13 protein-coding genes are annotated in these 17445 nt (G+C 51.1%); 4 read left to right on the plus strand and 9 right to left on the minus strand.

All coding sequences use genetic code 11. The annotated features are described in order from the left end of the window. Nucleotides 1-4 precede the first annotated feature (4 nt). Complete coding sequence (locus G3M78_12960) at nt 5-727, minus strand: ZIP family metal transporter (protein QPJ66253.1); 723 nt, start codon at nt 725-727, stop codon at nt 5-7. Nucleotides 728-1005: 278 nt separating this feature from the next. On the opposite strand from G3M78_12960, the gene G3M78_12965 reads away from it, so the two are divergent. Beyond that, nucleotides 1006-2442 carry a mannose-1-phosphate guanylyltransferase/mannose-6-phosphate isomerase gene (locus G3M78_12965; GenBank protein ID QPJ66860.1) on the plus strand — a complete coding sequence of 479 codons (1437 nt, stop codon included), beginning with the start codon at nt 1006-1008 and terminating at the stop codon, nt 2440-2442. Nucleotides 2443-2484: 42 nt separating this feature from the next. On the opposite strand, the gene G3M78_12970 is transcribed toward G3M78_12965, so the two are convergent. Together G3M78_12970 and G3M78_12975 are read right to left on the minus strand one after the other, a co-directional pair. Further along, nucleotides 2485-3624, minus strand: a complete 1140-nt coding sequence (locus G3M78_12970) for a HEAT repeat domain-containing protein (GenBank protein ID QPJ66254.1) — start codon at nt 3622-3624, stop codon at nt 2485-2487. Beyond that, nucleotides 3614-4498 (minus strand): glycosyltransferase family 2 protein, encoded by an 885-nt coding sequence (locus G3M78_12975; protein ID QPJ66255.1) that lies wholly within the window; start codon nt 4496-4498, stop codon nt 3614-3616. The genes G3M78_12970 and G3M78_12975 overlap by 11 nt, the downstream gene beginning before the upstream one ends. Before the next feature lie 149 nt (nt 4499-4647). Here G3M78_12975 and G3M78_12980 point away from each other — a divergent pair, with 149 nt between their 5' ends. Beyond that, nucleotides 4648-5643, plus strand: a complete 996-nt coding sequence (locus tag G3M78_12980; GenBank protein ID QPJ66256.1) for a polyprenyl synthetase family protein — start codon at nt 4648-4650, stop codon at nt 5641-5643. A 63-nt stretch (nt 5644-5706) separates the two neighbouring features. Next, a complete protein-coding gene (gene amrA / locus G3M78_12985; GenBank protein ID QPJ66257.1) occupies nt 5707-6216 on the plus strand; it encodes an AmmeMemoRadiSam system protein A in 510 nt (169 codons plus the stop codon). A 30-nt stretch (nt 6217-6246) separates the two neighbouring features. Here the strand turns inward: amrA and G3M78_12990 are convergent, their stop codons facing one another. From G3M78_12990 to G3M78_13015, 6 genes are all read right to left on the minus strand, one after another. After that, nucleotides 6247-7038: a hypothetical protein gene (locus G3M78_12990; GenBank protein QPJ66258.1), complete on the minus strand. Its 792-nt coding sequence runs from the start codon at nt 7036-7038 to the stop codon at nt 6247-6249. Nucleotides 7039-7103: 65 nt separating this feature from the next. After that, nucleotides 7104-9818, minus strand: coding sequence for a CoA-binding protein (locus tag G3M78_12995; protein ID QPJ66259.1), 2715 nt, complete (start codon nt 9816-9818; stop codon nt 7104-7106). A 43-nt stretch (nt 9819-9861) separates the two neighbouring features. Continuing rightward, complete coding sequence (locus G3M78_13000; protein QPJ66260.1) at nt 9862-11133, minus strand: carboxylate--amine ligase; 1272 nt, start codon at nt 11131-11133, stop codon at nt 9862-9864. A 392-nt stretch (nt 11134-11525) separates the two neighbouring features. Then, nucleotides 11526-13067, minus strand: coding sequence for a B12-binding domain-containing radical SAM protein (locus G3M78_13005; GenBank protein ID QPJ66261.1), 1542 nt, complete (start codon nt 13065-13067; stop codon nt 11526-11528). A gap of 216 nt (nt 13068-13283) precedes the next feature. Beyond that, a complete protein-coding gene (locus G3M78_13010; protein QPJ66262.1) occupies nt 13284-14081 on the minus strand; it encodes a hypothetical protein in 798 nt (265 codons plus the stop codon). A 28-nt stretch (nt 14082-14109) separates the two neighbouring features. After that, nucleotides 14110-16368 carry an ATP-grasp domain-containing protein gene (locus G3M78_13015; GenBank protein QPJ66263.1) on the minus strand — a complete coding sequence of 753 codons (2259 nt, stop codon included), beginning with the start codon at nt 16366-16368 and terminating at the stop codon, nt 14110-14112. A 302-nt stretch (nt 16369-16670) separates the two neighbouring features. On the opposite strand from G3M78_13015, the gene G3M78_13020 reads away from it, so the two are divergent. Further along, nucleotides 16671-17417, plus strand: coding sequence for a macrocin O-methyltransferase (locus tag G3M78_13020; protein ID QPJ66264.1), 747 nt, complete (start codon nt 16671-16673; stop codon nt 17415-17417). Nucleotides 17418-17445: the final 28 nt, after the last annotated feature.

Raw genomic sequence — 17445 nt, forward strand, 5'->3', positions numbered from 1 at the left:
ACTTCTATGCAATGTCTTTGGTCAGCACCATCAAAAGGATGCCCATTCCCATACACAACAGGTTTTTAAAACCACCCTGATGTTCTTCATACACCGTTGGCAAAAGATCGCCAATTGAAATAAATAAAAAAGTCCCCGCAGATAGGCCGATGGCGACGCCAAGTGCGTATTCGCTCAACCCATCCAGGATAGAAACCGCAAACAAGGCCCCCACCGGCGTTGCCAGAGAAAAAATCAGCATAGAAACCAGAATGCGGTTTTTAGAATACTCTCCGCCCTTAACCAGCATTCCTCCCAAAGCCAAGGCCGCAGGAAATTTATGCACCGCAACCGCAGTGAAAATGACCAGGCTCAAGTTCATCATTTCGCCCGCGCCAATGGCGATGCCTTCCAGCAAACTGTGGAAGCCAATGCCGAAATACGCCGCCAATCCCACTTTGTGAAAATCGCATTCGCCTTCTTCGCAGGGATGAACCATGATGAATTTTTCCATCAGGAAAATCATTAAAAATCCCAGCATGATGGGGACGCCCAGATTATCTCCAAGAACCGTGGAAATCTCCGGCAACATGTGAAAGAAAACGGCGCCCAGCAAAACGCCCGCGCAAAAACTGATGACCAGGCGAAAGGTCCCCTTGGACAAAATTTTCACGGTGGGAATCCACCCGCCCAGCATGGTGATCGCAAATACAAAAAGAAGAAAAAGATAAAAAGACGCCTGTTCCATTAATTCAAACCGTTTCCTGTTGAGCGCTGTAGATATTAGGCAGGACTGTCACTCTTAAAGTGACGGGAATCATTTGATTTCCCTAGTCCTTTGATTCAATTTGGGATAATATGATGCCAAATTTTCAAGGAGGATTCTTTTTCAGATCCTACTGCTATTGTGGCCGAGTATTGAACTTGAAAACGTATCACAAACAATTCCTATAATCTATCATATTCAAATCAGGACTCTTATTTGCTCTGTCCGGTTTGACATCCCAAATTCCGATTTCACAAATGTTGTTCAATATCATTCTGGCGGGAGGTAGCGGAACCCGGTTCTGGCCCCAAAGCCGCGAAAATCATCCCAAGCAACTGTTGAAGCTCGGCGGCAACGACACCCTGATCCAGCAAACGCTCCAGCGCCTGCTCGCTTTGGCTCCATTGGAGCGGACTTTCATCATCACGGGTGAGGCCCACGCCACCGAAACCTGTCGTCAATTACAGGGTCGCGGATTTGACTCCGGCAATCTTGTCGCCGAACCTGCCAGTCGAAACACCGCATCCGCGATCGCCCTCGCCGCGCATCTCACGGCTCAAATCGATCCCGACGCCGTCATGGCGATTTATCCGTCCGATCATTTCATCGGCGATCTTGAACGCTTCAACGAAGCGGCGACGCAAGCCGCCGATCTGGCTCTGCAGGGCTATCTGGTGACCTTGGGGATTCAGCCCAATCGACCGGAGACCGGCTTCGGTTATATCAAAAAAGGCGATTCCCTTAACATCGGACAGGGAGCGTTTCAAATTGAAAAGTTCACAGAAAAACCATCCGCTGACAAAGCGGCCGAATTTTTAAAACAAGGCGGCTATTACTGGAACAGCGGCATGTTCTTCTGGAAGGCCAGCGTCTTTCTCGAAGAATTGCAAAGCCACCTACCCAATACCGCCAGCGCCTTGCAGGGCATTGCAGACTGCCTGACGCAGAAAAGCGGAAAGTTTCCTTTTCAAACACTGGATGCCAAGGGCAAAAGCAAATACGAAGGGCTTGAATCCATATCGGTGGATAACGGAGTCATGGAAAAATCCAAACGCTCTGCCGTAATACCCGCAGACATTGGTTGGAACGACGTCGGCTCCTGGAGCGCGCTCGATGAAATCATGAAGAAGGACGCCTCTGGGAACATCATTTCAGGAGACGTGATTCCCGTCGATTGCCGCAACTCGATCATACAAGGGTCCAGCCGCCTGCTCGCCGTTCTCGGCATCGAAGACACCATCATCGTCGACACCGAAGACGCGCTTTTGATTTGCGACAAAAACCGGGCGCAGGAAGTCAAGCAGATCGCCGCCGCCATCAACAAGGAAAAACGCAAAGAAGCGCGCGAACCCAACACCGTCGTCAAACCCTGGGGAAGCTACACCACTCTTGAAACGAATAATAATTATCTCGTGAAACGCATCGAAGTCCTGCCCGGCGAAAAACTGAGTCTGCAATCGCACACCGGTCGAAGCGAACGCTGGACCGTGATCCAGGGAATCGCCGAAGCGGAAAAAGACGGGGAAACCTTTCGGCTCTCCAGCAACGAATCCATCTACATCCCCCAGGGAGCCAAACACCGTCTGGGAAATCCGGGAGAAGAGCTGTTGGTCATCATTGAAATTCAGACCGGCCCACTGCTCGATGAAAACGACATCACCCGCTACGAGGATTTGTACGGACGCGAAGGCTCCTGAATTTAACAGGCTTTACAGTCGCTCGTCTCCAGCATAAAAAAATCACCTCAAAACGCGAAGCAGATTTCCCGCCGCGTAAGCGCGAACCGCTTCATTCGAATCCCCGAGCAAACGAACCAGCAGAGCAAAGGCATCGCTCCCACCCATCATGCCAATCGCGCGCGTCGCAGAAGACCGTACGCGAATATTGGGGTCCCGCGACGCCCAGGCCAGCAGATTCGCCTGATTGTGCAAGTGAATGTCCCCCATCGCCCGCGCCGCCGCGCTCCGGATTCCAAAATCCGGATCCGTTAACAATTGCTCAAAAACGCCATCGCAAGCGTTTTGCTTGAAACGTTTCAGCGCAACGGCGGCGGCGATCCGCACCATTCCGTCGGCGTCCGAGCACAAACCAATCAGCATATCCCGCGTGTAATGAGACGGCAATGCCCCCAGCTCCAAAGCCGCCTGATGACGAATCGAAGGATTGGCCGAATGCATCAATTCACGCAAGCGAGGCAATATATCCGGCTTGGCGTTTTTGCCGATCGCCTTCAAACCGTAAAAAATAATTTCATCCTCCGGGTCATTCAACAAATCCACCAAATGACGATAGGCCTTCTCTTCGCCTATTTTTCCCAGATGACCGATCGCATGGTATTTATAAACCACATCCTGTCGTTTCAAGGGCTCCAGCAACTGCGCGTAATGCTCCGGCTCGCCCAGTTTGATCAAAGCCGCCGCCGCCGCAAAACGAACGGGAGGGTCCGGCGCATCCAGAAAAGGTCGTATCTGCTCTTTGTAACGAACTCCGCCCAGATCGCCCAGCATTTCCAGGGCCGTCGATTTGACCCATATATTGCTGTCGTCTTTCAATTTTTCTGCAAGAGCAAGCGCCTCCGACTCCGATATCGTCTTCATTCCCTGAAGAGCGAACAGGCGCGTGTTGTGATAAAAATCCTCCGCTGATTTCTGTAAAAACGGGATCATCGCCGGGCTTTTAGACTCGCCCGCCGCTCTCGCCGCCGCGCTACGGACGTATGAATTCTCGCTCTGCGCTGCCTGCTCCAGAATCTGAATACACTGGTCGCGTAATTTGCTGATCGCCGCCATCGGTTTTTCATCAGCCTGAGCCAGGGCAGACAAAACGCATATAAAAAGAGCGACGGATAAAATGAATTTCAAACCTGATTTAATGTGCATGAATGTCACTGGTTTCCGCTTCGGATTTTTCTAAATATTTATTCATAATCGTTCTGTATTTCTCTGCATCCTGAACTTTGCCGCGTTTGTCGCAACCCAGCGCCAGAATACGACATTTTTCAGCCAGTTCCCCTATAGTCAGAGATCGTTGAGATGGGTTCAAGTTCCCCGACTCCAGGAGATTCAAAAGCGAGCGAACACGAAAGCGATCCATCCCCCAGTGTTTGTGCGATAACTGGTCCGCATGGCCGCCGCGCTTTATCATCAATTTCTCATCGATCAATTCAATGCGGAACTGCGCCGCAATCCGCAACCAGAGGTCATAATCCTCACAGGCCGGAAGCGATTCGTCAAAGCCACCCACCCTATCGAACAGTTCCTTTTTTAACAATATCGAAGAAGGGCTGACAATGCAAAACGGCAGACAACGCTCAAAAATATCTCCTCCATGCTTCGCATGTTTCGACATCGGGTTGACCCTCCTGCCGCGACGTATCCAGATTTCATCGGTATGAACCGCCATCGCCTCAGGGTGTTTTCGCATCCACTCCATTTGCACTTCCAACTTGTTCTCCAGCCACAGATCGTCTGAATCCAGAAAACAGATATAAGCTCCGCGCGCCGCCTGCACCCCAATGTTTCTCGCCCTTGAAACGCCGCCATTCTCTTGTAGAAAAATAAACCGAACCTGTGGGAAGTCTGAGGTCAGGGTTTCCGTTCCATCGCTGGACCCGTCATCCACAACAAAAACTTCATAATTTCTGAAAGTTTGATTTATAATAGAGGAAAGACAATCCTTTAAGAAATTCTTGCGGTTATAGGTCGGCACGATGATCGAAACTTCCGGCGCCTGTTTGTTTTGACTTTCTGCCATGATCCGATGCTAGGAATTATAAATGACGTCGTGGGATGGGGCGATAAATCCCTTGACAAAACAGCGAATTTCACCTAAAAAGAGGGTTCCTTTTCGCCCCCCCAGTTAAGCTAAGTTATTAATATTAATGCAAGAGCTACGGAATTTGAATGGAATTCACCGAAGTCACAGCTGAGTTGAAAGAGGACTTGGCAAAAATTGAAAAGGCTATCAAAGTAAATTACAAATCCGACATTCCCCTCATTCCGGGTATGACGAGCTATTTGATGAACGGGGGCGGCAAACGCATCCGGCCAATATTGTTATTGCTTTGCGCCAAGCTTGGAGGTCGAACGGTTGACGACGAAGTGGTCAACCACGGATGCGTCGTTGAATACATCCACACCGCAACCCTTCTGCATGACGACGTCGTTGATGAAACCACCGTACGACGCGGGCATGAAACTGTCAACTCCAAATGGGGAAGCGACGCCAGCATTCTGGTTGGGGACTTCCTGCTCTCGCGCGCCATCCTTCTGCTGGCCGACAACAACGACGCGGCTATCATTCAAGCCGTTGCCGGAGCCGCCAAAATTCTGGTTGAAGGCGGTATCAAAGAATACGCGAACGCGCGAAAAATAGACGTCACCGAAGAGCATTGTCTCGACGTTATCTATCGAAAAACTTCCTCAATTATAACAGCAAGCTGTCAGGTGGGTATGTTGCTCGCCAAGGGAACTCCCGAGCAGGTCAAAGCAGTGGTCGATTTTGGCGACCAGTTTGGAATGGCCTTTCAATTGATGGACGACGCGCTGGATTACGACGGCGATGAATCCATCCTCGGCAAGCCGCCGGGAACCGATTTCAAAGAAGGCCATGTGACGCTCCCTTTGCTACATCTTTACACCCACTCTTCTGATACGGTCAAAAAAGAGATCGAAGATTTCATTCAGAACGAGAATATCAGCGATAAGGACTTCCAATACATTCTGGGGCGAATGCGCGACGCCAAATCCATTGAGTACACTCAGGATCTGGCTCGCAACTACATGGATCAGGCCAAAAACTCTCTGGAAAAAACCCAGTTCAAGACCCCGGAAATCAGAGAACGTCTGTATGCGATCGCAAATTACATTATCGAGCGCCACACTCCCGTAAGAACCTGATCTCCTAATCGCTTCACGCCGCTGTCGAAGCATTGGCATCAATGTTCACAGGAGGTCAGCTTCATGTCTCCATTCACGCGCCTGGCTTACGATTCCATCGCCTATTATCTGGAGCGCCAACAAAAACTGCCGGCGCCCTCCCCCCCACTGCAAAGCCTGTTCACAGAACCACGCGGCGTCTTTGTCTCTTTAAAAATAAAAAATCGATTGAGAGGTTGCATTGGCTCCCTCACGCCGGTCAAAGACAACTTGTGGCAGGAAATCGTTGATAACGCCGTCAAGGCGGCCTGCAAAGACCCCAGATTCCCTCCGGTCGAGCAATCGGAGCTGGATCAGCTCACGATTTCAGTCGATATTCTGAGCCCGCTGACGCCAATAGAAAATTTATCGCAAACCAATAGCAGGGAGTTTGGACTGCTCGTTCGTTCGGATAAAAAGCAAGGCGTCTTGTTACCCGATCTGGAAGGCGTTCCCAACGTCAACGAACAATTACGAATCTGTCTGAACAAAGCGGGGATCAAGTCCGGGGAATCTTATAAAATGTATCAGTTCAAAGTCCAGCGCTACAAATGATGATAGAGATTCACGGCTCCTGGAAAAATTTTAGAAATCTTTCCAGATCGCGGTCGGCGAGAGAGACCCCATCCGCAAGCCGCCCATGCGCAGACCGGTCAACAGATCCAGAGAAGGGATGAAGTAGGAAGACCCGGTCAAGGGCTGGCCGGTAGAAAGATCCTGAGACCATTGCGGAAACAACCTGAAATCTCTATGAAACTGCATGGTGAAGAGATGCCCGTCTTCAGGATTTTCCCCGCCGAAAGTATGATCGCAAGCTCCGTTTGAATTCACAAAGGAATCTGTTTTACCCAGAGACTGTTTTGCGGACCATTTACGGATATACGAAAAACAACTCTGAGTTAATTCCGGATTTTCGTTGCCCAGGAAGACTTCAGAACGATCAGGCGCTCCAGCGTCCGGCGCCTGCAAGGATCGACCCTCGGCGCGCTCCACAATACTCGCCATTGAACTCGTGTAATCGCCAAGCCTATCCGCCAATCTGGCGTTCAAGTCTCTATCCGCCGAAGAAAAATAAAACAACATGTCGCCGCCCGTATACGGGATCGAAACGCCATCCTGCTCAGCGGATTTCAACGCGCGAAAACCATACGGGAAATTTCCGGGAAGAATAAAACTCCACAACTGCGGACCAAAACCGACTGTAACCGCAAGTTTCGATTCAGGACGCTCAGCGATTACCTGACGACATAATTGCGGCGCCATGGCCCCGATTTTGGCCATGCTCATCGCCGTCAATGGAACGTCGTGAACTTCAAATACCAGATAAAGACGTTCAAGGCCCGAGGGATTGAGAATCCCTGTTTGCGGTTGCGACATATAAAATATACCTGAAAGAAAAAAAGCCCCCTCCCCAAACCGGGGAAGGGGCTGATTGATACGACTCAGTTAACGTAAACGCACTTGCTGGCCGCTGTTCGCGTATCCATGTTACGACCCCGGTTGGTATGATCGTCGATCTCTGCCGCACAACCGATCATTCGACCGAACAGGAAGGTCGTGAAACTTGCATTTTCGATGTCGCGCTCATCCAGCTGACCGGCCTTGTATTCCTTCCAGACCATCTTCAACAGGATAACAGCGATCACCGCATCAATGTTCACGCAGTAAACGTCCTTGCTGACCTTCGCCTTGAACATTCCCTGAACGAGATTATGATAGTAATCAAGAAACACGTTGTACAAACCCTTCTCCTCGAAAAGTTTATTAACGAACACTTCACGCGGATCGTAGTTGACTTCTTTGCCTTTAAAAATCGGATGATTGACGCATGGAATTTTTTCATACGACAAATTGCCGATGGCTTTTTGTTTGTTCTTGTATTCGCCATACTCCTTGGCGCAGTTCAGAGCCATTTCTTCGAGATTCAAACCATGGTCCTTTTCATCTGCGGCCTTCAGCGAAGTGTCCTTGAACTGTTTGATCAGGAACGCCGCCGCTTCATAACCGTTGCCGCCATGAGCGAAACCGGTATGCGTCAGGAAGCCGACCATGCACTTGTTGACCTGAACGCGATCCGGCACTTCAGGACCGTCGGCGCTGACCGCGCCTTTGGCTCCTTGCGCAGAGATCGTGCCCGGCCCGTTGGTGATGATCAGGCCCAGCAATACCTGAAACTCAAACAACTCTTTATCATTGGGTTCTCGCCCCATCAACGACAGAAACGCCGTTCGGGTGAAGCTGAACTTGGTGATCAGATCTTCCATTTTAACGCCGCAGAAACTGTCCTGAGTCTGTGATTCCGCAGGAGCCGCAACGCCAACCAGTACGCTGTAGACTTTGGAGTACCAGGGCAAGCGAACCAGCGTGTCTTTGGAAATCTTCTTGCCTTTCAGACTGCTCCAGGCCACCGTGGTCCAGGTCGCCGCCAGCATGGTATCAACCGTGAGATGTTTTCCCTGTTTCTTCGCCAGATCCTGAAGGAAAGAGAAGAACACGGTTTTCCCTGCGGCGTTCACGCACTCCAGCCATTTCTGCACGCAAGGGCTTTCTTCCGAAGAGAGCAAAGCGTCCTCATGCTCTGCGCCTTTGGCGAGAAGACCCGAGTGATCGAATTCATCCCGCGCATCCGCCAGTTTTTCGTATTGAAAAATATCGAGAAGCGCCTGGGATGCGGCCATTGCTTTTTCAGCGCATTTTTTACCAACGATGGAAATCGCCGCCGCCGTCGCCGTGTTCGGCGAGTTGCCGTTTTCGCGAGACGCTGTCGCCGCCGCAAGAGTCGGTTGTCCGTGCTGATTGACAAAGCCATTCAGCGCAAAATTGACCAGCTTCTCACCCGTCTCACAAGTGTATTGTCGCGTCAGCGCAAATACGAGATTGGCTTCGAAGGTTTTTGTCGATGCGTCGAGAATCGATTGATTATGAATCTTGGAAACCTGGGTTCCCGGATCCATCATCGATGCGCCGCTCGCGTCTTTCATGGCTTCGCGTCTGAACTGCGCGCCCACATGCTTGTCGAGAGCCGCAATTTGTTCGTTGTAAGGAGCTAATGCCTCAACAATCGGTACATCCAATTCCGGAGGAAGAGTCACGCCATGGTTGTTGCCAAACCAGCATTTCAGAGACAGCGTTCCCTTCGGCTCAAAGTCAGGTTTCTTGTTGTTCAATTCCATGACTTTCGTGAGCGCTTCCGGGATGTGCGCAATGTTGGTTACCAAAGCGCCCTTCTTCGAGAAAACGGGTTTCTCCGGAGTGTAAATATCTTCAACTCCAAAATAGTCCATGAACCAGCGCTCTTTGGCGAACGCATCGTCCCCGGAACCCGCAAGCGATCCCGCATGTCCGCATGCCTTGGTCAGTTTCGCCTTCCACCGTCCAACGACGCAGGCGACAATCGGCTTGCTGGATTTCAGACCGTATTCATAATAACCGCCCGGCTCGCTGTAGATAACTGCCGCCTGAGAGCGGTCGTCATTTTCGAAACCGTGCAGGAATTCCTTCGGACCGTACTGGATATAAACATCCTTGCCGCTGGATACCGAAGTCGTGGTGCCCCAGCCCGCTGTCGAAAGATACACCGCAATCGTCGTGGTGAAGTTGCCCGAGTTGGAAAACAAGGCAACCGAACCCTTCATCAGCGATTCTTCCGGGCTGTTACCGCCCAGCGCGCCGCCCAGTCGAACATGGTTCCAGGCGTCCGCCAATCCCAGGCAGTTGCCGCCAAACAGGTCCACGCCGTTGGTCTGGCAGATTGCGCGCATGATACGCGCGTCTTTAACAGACACTTTTTCGGTCAGGATGATGACTTTTTTCAAGTCCGGGTTCGCGCGCACCGCTTCAGCAACGCCGTCTTTAACGCCGGACGGCGGCAGATAAACCACGCAGGTATTGAATTTATGTCCCGCTTCAATACCTTCCTTGATGGAGTTATAAACAGGAATCTTGCCGATTTTCGTCGGCAATGCCTTGCCCCCTTTGCCCGGTCCCGTGCCAAAAACAATATTCCCACCGGAATATTCATGGCTGGTAGGGGTAACCGTTGAACTTTCTTTTCCCATAATATTCAGAACAACCACCCGGTCGTCCTTGGTCGCCAACTCTTTTAAAGAGTTGATGCCTACATAATAAGGGAATTCCTTGATGCCTTCCTTATGCATTATTTAAATCTCCCCGAATAAATTGAGCGATTCGTTGGTCGCATTATTTAATATTCATTGCTGCTTTGATTTCTTCCTTGCCGCCATTCTTCAACCATTTGTTAACCTTCAACGTGTAGTTGATAACTTCAGACATGGCGCTATCGTGACCAAAGAAACGATAGGGAACGCCCAGCTGATCCAGCGTGTCGCGGAAATAAGACATGCCTCGAATCAGGTTGGGTCCGCCGCGACCGACGACCACAAACAAGGGAATCGGACCGTGTTTCTGGAAATAATCACGCAATGCGTCCGCAATCGCGCGCAAGGTTTCGTAAATATCCGTGTTGTTCGCTTTACCGCCAATCACAAACAGGATGTTCGACTGCCCCAGCCAGTGATTGAAGGTAATGCGGGAAATTTCATTCATCTTTTCATAAGGTGGGTTGCCGCCGAAGTCGGAAGAAATCGTCGCGTCTTCACCCAGCAACTCGGTCACCATCGCATTCGCGCCGCCGCCAAAGGTGGGGGCGGTGATATTGCCCTTTTCGTTGATGACGAACACGTCGCTCTGACCCTGATAGGTTCGAAGCTGATTGATTTCCTGTTCGAACTCCGAATAGTCGGAAGCAAAAACATGCGCCGGCAGATGCAATCGTTTCCAGGCCGGATCATCAATGTCAAACGCGCATTTGAAATCGCAAGCGACAGGAGTCACGCGACCGCCGTTGCCCGGCATCATGCGAATCGGGTTCAACTCCAGCATGGTCATACCGTAGTTATTATACAAATCCCACAATTTAGGAAGGTTTTGCACCAAGGGGCTGATGATATGCGCAGGCGCGCCAAGTTCAGTCAACGCATTGGACACATGGAAGGCTTTCAGACCCGTTAGCGGATCAAACGGCACTTCCCTGATTTTTGACTTGTCCAGCTCTTCAATGTCCACGCCGCCATGATGCGTGATCGTCATTGTCGGCGCGCGAAACTCTGTGTTCTCGGCAATCGAGAAATACACTTCGACGTCCGCAGGAACGGCGCCTTCATAAGTTACGCCATCCGCTTTCGTCGAATAATTGTCAACCTTGTGCTCGGCGAAATACAGCCGTTCCTTTTCCTTCAGCGCGTCGGTGATATTGTCGACGCGACCCAGCAAGCCGGATTTTCCTTTTTTACCAACGCCGCCTTTAAAAACCGGTTTGATAAAAATTTGCCCGTGCCGCTTGAGCATGTCTTTTATTTCATCGTAGCTCAGCTCCGGCCCTCGAACCTCCGAGTGTGGAAATTCCACCAAGTCGAGCAGTTTTCTTCCCCAAAGCATTCCCGTAATTTGCATAGTCTCCTATTAACCTCCAGTACAGTCCAAGAATCGAAAAAGGCGTGAAATCTATAGTTTCAGTAATAAAAAAAAGAGTCAAAAATCCTAAACTAATTTATGAATTTTAAGACCCGAACACTCATCAGAATGGGTTGCAAAACAACGTATTTTAAAGAATTTGGCGGGATTGTCAATTATTTATAAAATATGATTCGACCTTTTTTCCAGCGGGACTTTTCAACAGAAAAACAGGCAAGTAGAATCGAATTATCGAATAATTTCTTTTAATTCAACCCCTGCAAATCAAAGCATGCCCGCCCGGGCAATACCCGAAAGACCTAAATTATGTTGTTTAGAATTGCTGAGAGCTTAAGGCAGGATTATTCAAAAAGCGCGAAGACCGCCTGAAATCAACTTGCAATAGCGGCTTTGGATTCTTGAGAGCGCGCCGGGCGTAAAAACATTTCAAGGACCCGCTCGTCAAAATCCGGTTTTTGATACAAATTGCGGTAAAAGGTGAGAATACGCTCTTTATCCAAATGCTTTTCCAAAACGCTATGGCTGTTTCGAATGCGTTCTTTGTTGTGGAAAATATTACGCATCCACTCCCAGCGAATATTTTGGATATCCTTGCCCGTCAAAGGCACCCTATCAGGTGGGAAAAAATCGCCGTAAAAAGATGGGTCGTCCATCAACTTGGTCAGCAAGGATTCGGAAGTCTGTTCCTCAATCAAACGCGCTTCTTCTGGCGTGGGATTGAGAGCGTCAAATAACGGCGTTTCCGGATAAACTCGGACGATGCTCAAACCCGGCTCAGCCACATAGGTCAACTGCTTCGCCAGGTTCACCGTTTCCCAGGCTTCCTCCAACGTTTCCGTCGGGAAACCAATCATGAAAAACGTTCGAACTATGAAGCGACGCGACGCCTTTTCAATCATTTCAATCGCTTTGGGAATCTCAAGATACTTCACGATCAGGCGTTGAAGTCGAGGCGTTGCCGTTTCTACCGCCAAGGACATCTGGCTAGTGCCCGCCTCTTCAAAGAGGTCTAGAATTTCATCATCCAACCGGTCTGCTCTAAGACCGTTTGGGAAATTGAGAGAAACTCCAGGCAAATTCTTGATGATGCCGCGTAATATTTCTTTGGCAATCTTCTTAGGAACATTAAAGATATCGTCCACAAATACAAAATTGCGGATCCCCCTGCGGTAATGATCCTCCATTTCTTCGAGAACAAGATGCCCGGATCGACGTCGAACGGTCTTGCTCACTGCCGCATGGCAGTAATAACATTTATAAGTACACCCGCGTGAGCTTTCCATGAAGACGCAGGTGGCGGTACTTTGATTGGCAAGATTATAAATGCCTTCATAATCGCTCAGTTGAATCAAATCGTATGCCGGAGCGGGAAGAATATCGATATTCTCAATATCACCTCTTGCTTCGTTAACCTTGATGCCTGTTTCTTCCGAATATGTAACGGTTCCCTTTAAATCCAGAGGAAGAGTTCCGTGCACATTCACCCACTCAATCAATTCATTGAACGTGGTTTCGCCTTCGCCGCGAACAACCAGATCGACGAAAGCCCCAACCACTTCACGATACGATGAAGACGAATACGGCCCGCCGCCAATCAAATAAGCGCTCGGCGTCGTTTTGCGAATTACGCTGGCCAAGTGTTTGTACTGGTTCTGGTACAAGGATAAACTACGCAGGCCGACCAAGTCAGGTTTGAATTCACTCAAATATTCAACAACCGCTTTTTCGGAATCATCAAAAGTCGCGGTATGGATGATCTTGACCTCAATCCCCGGAAATGCTTTGCGAACGCTGGAAGCCAGGTACATGAGTCCTAATGGGTGGTGCGTATTGCCTGAAGCCTGATATTCAAGACGCCCTGTGTTGGTTCGGCGATCCAACTCAATATCAATCAGCAATATTTTTTTAATCATCAAGATATCTCCCCGCTCACTCTGTATATGAGAACGTATTGAAGCTACGAAAGGTTCTAACTGCTATGTGGAATAATGACGATTGCTATGAAAGCCAATGATGAAAGATTATATTACAATCTTTCTAAGCAGTCATGTTTTTCATGAGTTTTGCCAAAAAAAAACGTCCAACACGCGGTTGAAAACAGGGGGACAAGAATCTGTCTTCAAAGCCGATCACAAACGTTTCATGATTTCTGAAACCCGGTAACGCTCTTCATCCAGCGAAATATATCCCTGTTTGAGATCATAGGCCAGCATCATGATTTCAAATTGCAGGGCCGATTCCACCGCCGCGCGAAAACTTGGGCGACCGTCGCAGGGGAAGGCCAACAGGCGCGTGTTGAAACGCAGGGGCTGGGCTTCTTCCAGTATCTCATCAATATTTGCAGGGCAAATGCCGCCGCCAATCGAGACAGGTACGCCGCAGTCGCGAATCCGTTTCACCGTCTTTTGCACCAGCTTGCGAAAATCGGGATCGTTGCGCGACACGCCCATCGAACTCGACAGATCACTGCATCCGATGGTCACCTCGTCGATCCCGTCAACGCCGCAATATTCCAAGATCTCGTCCAGTTGGGTCAAGGCGACTCTCGATTCAATATTGATGCTTTTCTTCAAACGCTTGAACTGGAGCGGCGTCGTAAAATCATGCAAGGACGATAAAAAATTCTCCAGTCCGTAAGCCGATTCCACCATCGGCGCGATGAGGCCGTCGACCTCCAGCGGGATCATCTCTTTAATATCGTTGCGCGCGTTGGGGCCGCCAATCTTGACCCAGACCGGCACAATGCCTTTCGCGATACGCGCCCATTCCGCGATCTGGGCGTGTCCCATCCCGGCGTCTTCCGTTGACAGCTTCAAGCCCGACGCGCCGTGCAATTGCTTCAATTCCAATAAAGCTCTCTCCGGCGCCTTGGCAATCTTTTTGGGTCGTCCAGCAAGCGCTTTCAAGTTTGTCGGCTTGCGTTTCATATCAATCCCCTTTCAAGACACTCTCGCTTCATCTAAAATCTCCTTTGGAATTTCGCGCAATCACCGAGGCGTCCACCTGATCCGCTCTCGCACAACCGGTCAGAATCATCGCCTTGTTCAGTTCATCCCGTTTCTGATTCAGATAAAATTCCACGCCTTCCTGCCCGGCTCCGAACGCGGCGATGCAGACAGGGCGACCGATCATCACCGCATCCGCGCCCAGCGCCAGCATCTTCAGAATGTCCACGCCTTCGCGAATGCCGCCGTCAACAATGACCTTGACGCGGCCGGCAACCGCGCTGGAAATTTCAGGAAGCACTTCCGCCGTTCCCGGCATGGTGTCCATCACGCGACCGCCATGATTGGAAACGACAATCGCATCCGCTCCCGCTTCAATCGCCGCCAGAGCGGTCTCCACATTCATGATGCCCTTTAATATGAAAGGAACGGATAAATGCGATTTCAACTCCTGCAATTCGTCCACCGTTTTTGGGGCGACGCGTTGCGACTTCAACGCCATCGTCTTGAAAGACGCGGCGTCGATATCGATGCCCACGGCAATGGCCCCGGCGTCTTCCGCCGCCTTGAAACGTTTCACGATATCCATATTGTATTCGCGCGGCTTGAAAATGGGGATGCCCAGACCGCCGCATTTGCGAATCGCCTCCAGCCCAATCAGGTATTTCTGAGGACTCGCGCCGTCGCCCACCATGCCCAGCGTGCCGCAACCCAGACAACCGTTGAGCACGGCGTCCGCGTATTCGCGCTCGTCCATCCCGCCCGCCAGATTGGTCTCCATCCCGGTGATCGGCGCGGCCAGCACGGGGAAAGAAAGACGTTGCCCGAACAATTGAATCGACAGATCCGGCTTCTTGACATTGTGAATCGTGCGCAGATTGATTTTATAACGCGCCAGCGCGCGTAAATTTTCCGTGAAGGATTCGCCGCTCCCGATGCCGCCAATGCCCGGCACCTTGCCCGCGCATTCGGCGCCGTCGCAGACCACGCAGGCCTTGCAGGCGACGTAGAATTTCTTGCGCGCGTTATTGCGAATCGCGTCCCAACTCAGCTTGGCTTCCGCGCCGACTTCAATGCGGATGCAGGCGCGCGCTTCGTCGTTAACGCGAATGGCCTCTTCCCGCGTCTTGCCGACGCTGATCACATAACCCGTCTTGCCCAGATTGCTTTTGATATCCTCGACCGTATCCCCCGCCTCTTTCATGAGGATGATTTCTTTCACGCCCTTTATTCTTCGCGCCTCTTCCACACCCTGAATCGACAGAATTTTTCCCGACTGCGGAATCAAAGCGCGTTCGGCGGAAAATAATGTCTTCTTCGGTTCCAGTTGATCCGGGGTTTCTCCAATCGCGATCTGTATCGCCGCCTTGATCAGGTTCACCCCCGTCGCCAGCGGGTAAGTATAGGTCGACATCCAGCCGCCGCTCAGACGCGCGGCGATCTCCACCACCTTGGCTCCGTCCGACGTGATTTTGATATCGCCCTTGGCGGCGCCGATATTGATCCCTATCGCGCGAATGGCGCTCTTGAAAATTTCTTCAGCCGCTTTGCGATCCGCTTCCGGCAGAACCGACGGCATGGTGTGTCCGACTTCGACAAAATAAGGCGAGCGCTCGATGATTCGGTCGGCGACGCCGGTCACAACGATCTGATCGTTGAACACCAGAGCGTCGAGGCTCAGTTCCGGGCCTTCCATATATTCTTCGATCACCAGCTTGCCGCTGATGGACGCTTCCTTGGCTTCGCGAAAGGCGACGGGCAGTTCTTCCAGCGCGGTCAGTTTTTTAACGCCGCGCGCTCCCATGTTGTCGCAAGGCTTGATAACGAGTGGCAAACCCATTTCCTTGATCGCCCTCCTGCCCTCTTCCAGGTTCCAGACCGGACGAAAATCCGGGACGCTCACGCCCGCTTCTTTCAAGCGCTGGCGCATCTTGATCTTGTCCGTAGCGCGCTCCGCCACCTCAAAGGGGATTCCCGGCAGGTTGAGCGCATCGGCGACCGCCGCGACGGTCTGCGAAGCGTCGGTCCCCACCGTCATCACGCCGTCCAGAGCGCAGGTCTTGTGGAACTGCTTGGCGGCGTTCACGGTGAGATTGATGTTGCGGGTGCTGACGGGAATCGAGAAATCGGCGAGCAACATGCCCTCGGCGTCTTCGTTATAATCCGATACCGCCACCTTCAGGCCCATGGCCTTGGCGGTTTTGATCGCGGGGACCTGAAAAGGACCGCCGCCGATGATGAGAAGATGTTTGGGTCGGTGGGATTTCATTGACGTTGGCATTTAACAGTCTGAGGCAATAAAAACAGCTCTATAATGTCTTATTATCGACAAAAAATGAACTCTTCTTTAAACATTCCGGCAAAATGCCCTCTTTTTTTGCCATTTATAGCCCTGCGACGCTGACCCCATAGTTTCACGCCCTTCGCCGATGACGCAGAGATATGAAAAAGCTGGCTTTTCATGCTGAATCGGCATAGAGAAATCTTGACCGCAATGCGCCTCTGGTATAGGTTGATTTGAATTTTTGTGAAATAGAAATAACTGATCCTTCAGACACTCAGGGGACGCTTTTGACGAACAAATGGTTGCAACGCTGGCGCGGTCGCATAAAAAAATACGCGGAGCGCTACCTCCTGCGCCCGGACATGGAAAACGACGCGGCCTTCCAGGCGCTCTACAAACAAGTCGGAAGCCGGGAAAACAAATTCACCATGACGCCGATGGAGCGTTGCTACGCTCTGTACAACGCCGTGCGCTATGTTCAGGAAAGCGGCATCGCAGGCGACTTCGTCGAATGCGGCGTCTGGCGCGGCGGCAGTTCCATGCTGGCGGCGCTCACGCTCATCGCACAGAACGACCCGTCCCGGCAATTATACCTGTTCGACACCTTCGAAGGAATGCCGCAACCCACGGATAAAGACGTGGACCTGCACGGCTCGCCCTATCAAAAAATCTGGAAACAGGAAAAAGAACTGCTCAGCGTTTCTCTGGAAGACGTGCAACGCAATATCGAATCGACCCGCTACCCCAAAGAAAAAATCACACTGGTGAAGGGCATGGTCGAGGACACCATCCCGGAAAACGCCCCGGAAAAAATTGCCCTGTTGAGGCTGGACACGGACTTCTACGACTCCACCTATCACGAATTGCAACACCTCTACCCGCGCCTGGTCCCCGGCGGCATTTTGATCATCGACGACTACGGGCATTTCATGGGCGCGCGCGAGGCGACGGACAAGTATTTTTCCGAAACGAATCAAAAAATCCTGCTCAACCGCGCGGACTACTCCTGTCGACTGGGAATAAAACCCGGCTGAACAGTAGCAACGCGTATCGCATGAGGAA

It is taken from the genome of Candidatus Nitrohelix vancouverensis (assembly GCA_015698305.1).
Lineage (GTDB): Bacteria > Nitrospinota > Nitrospinia > Nitrospinales > VA-1 > Nitrohelix > Nitrohelix vancouverensis.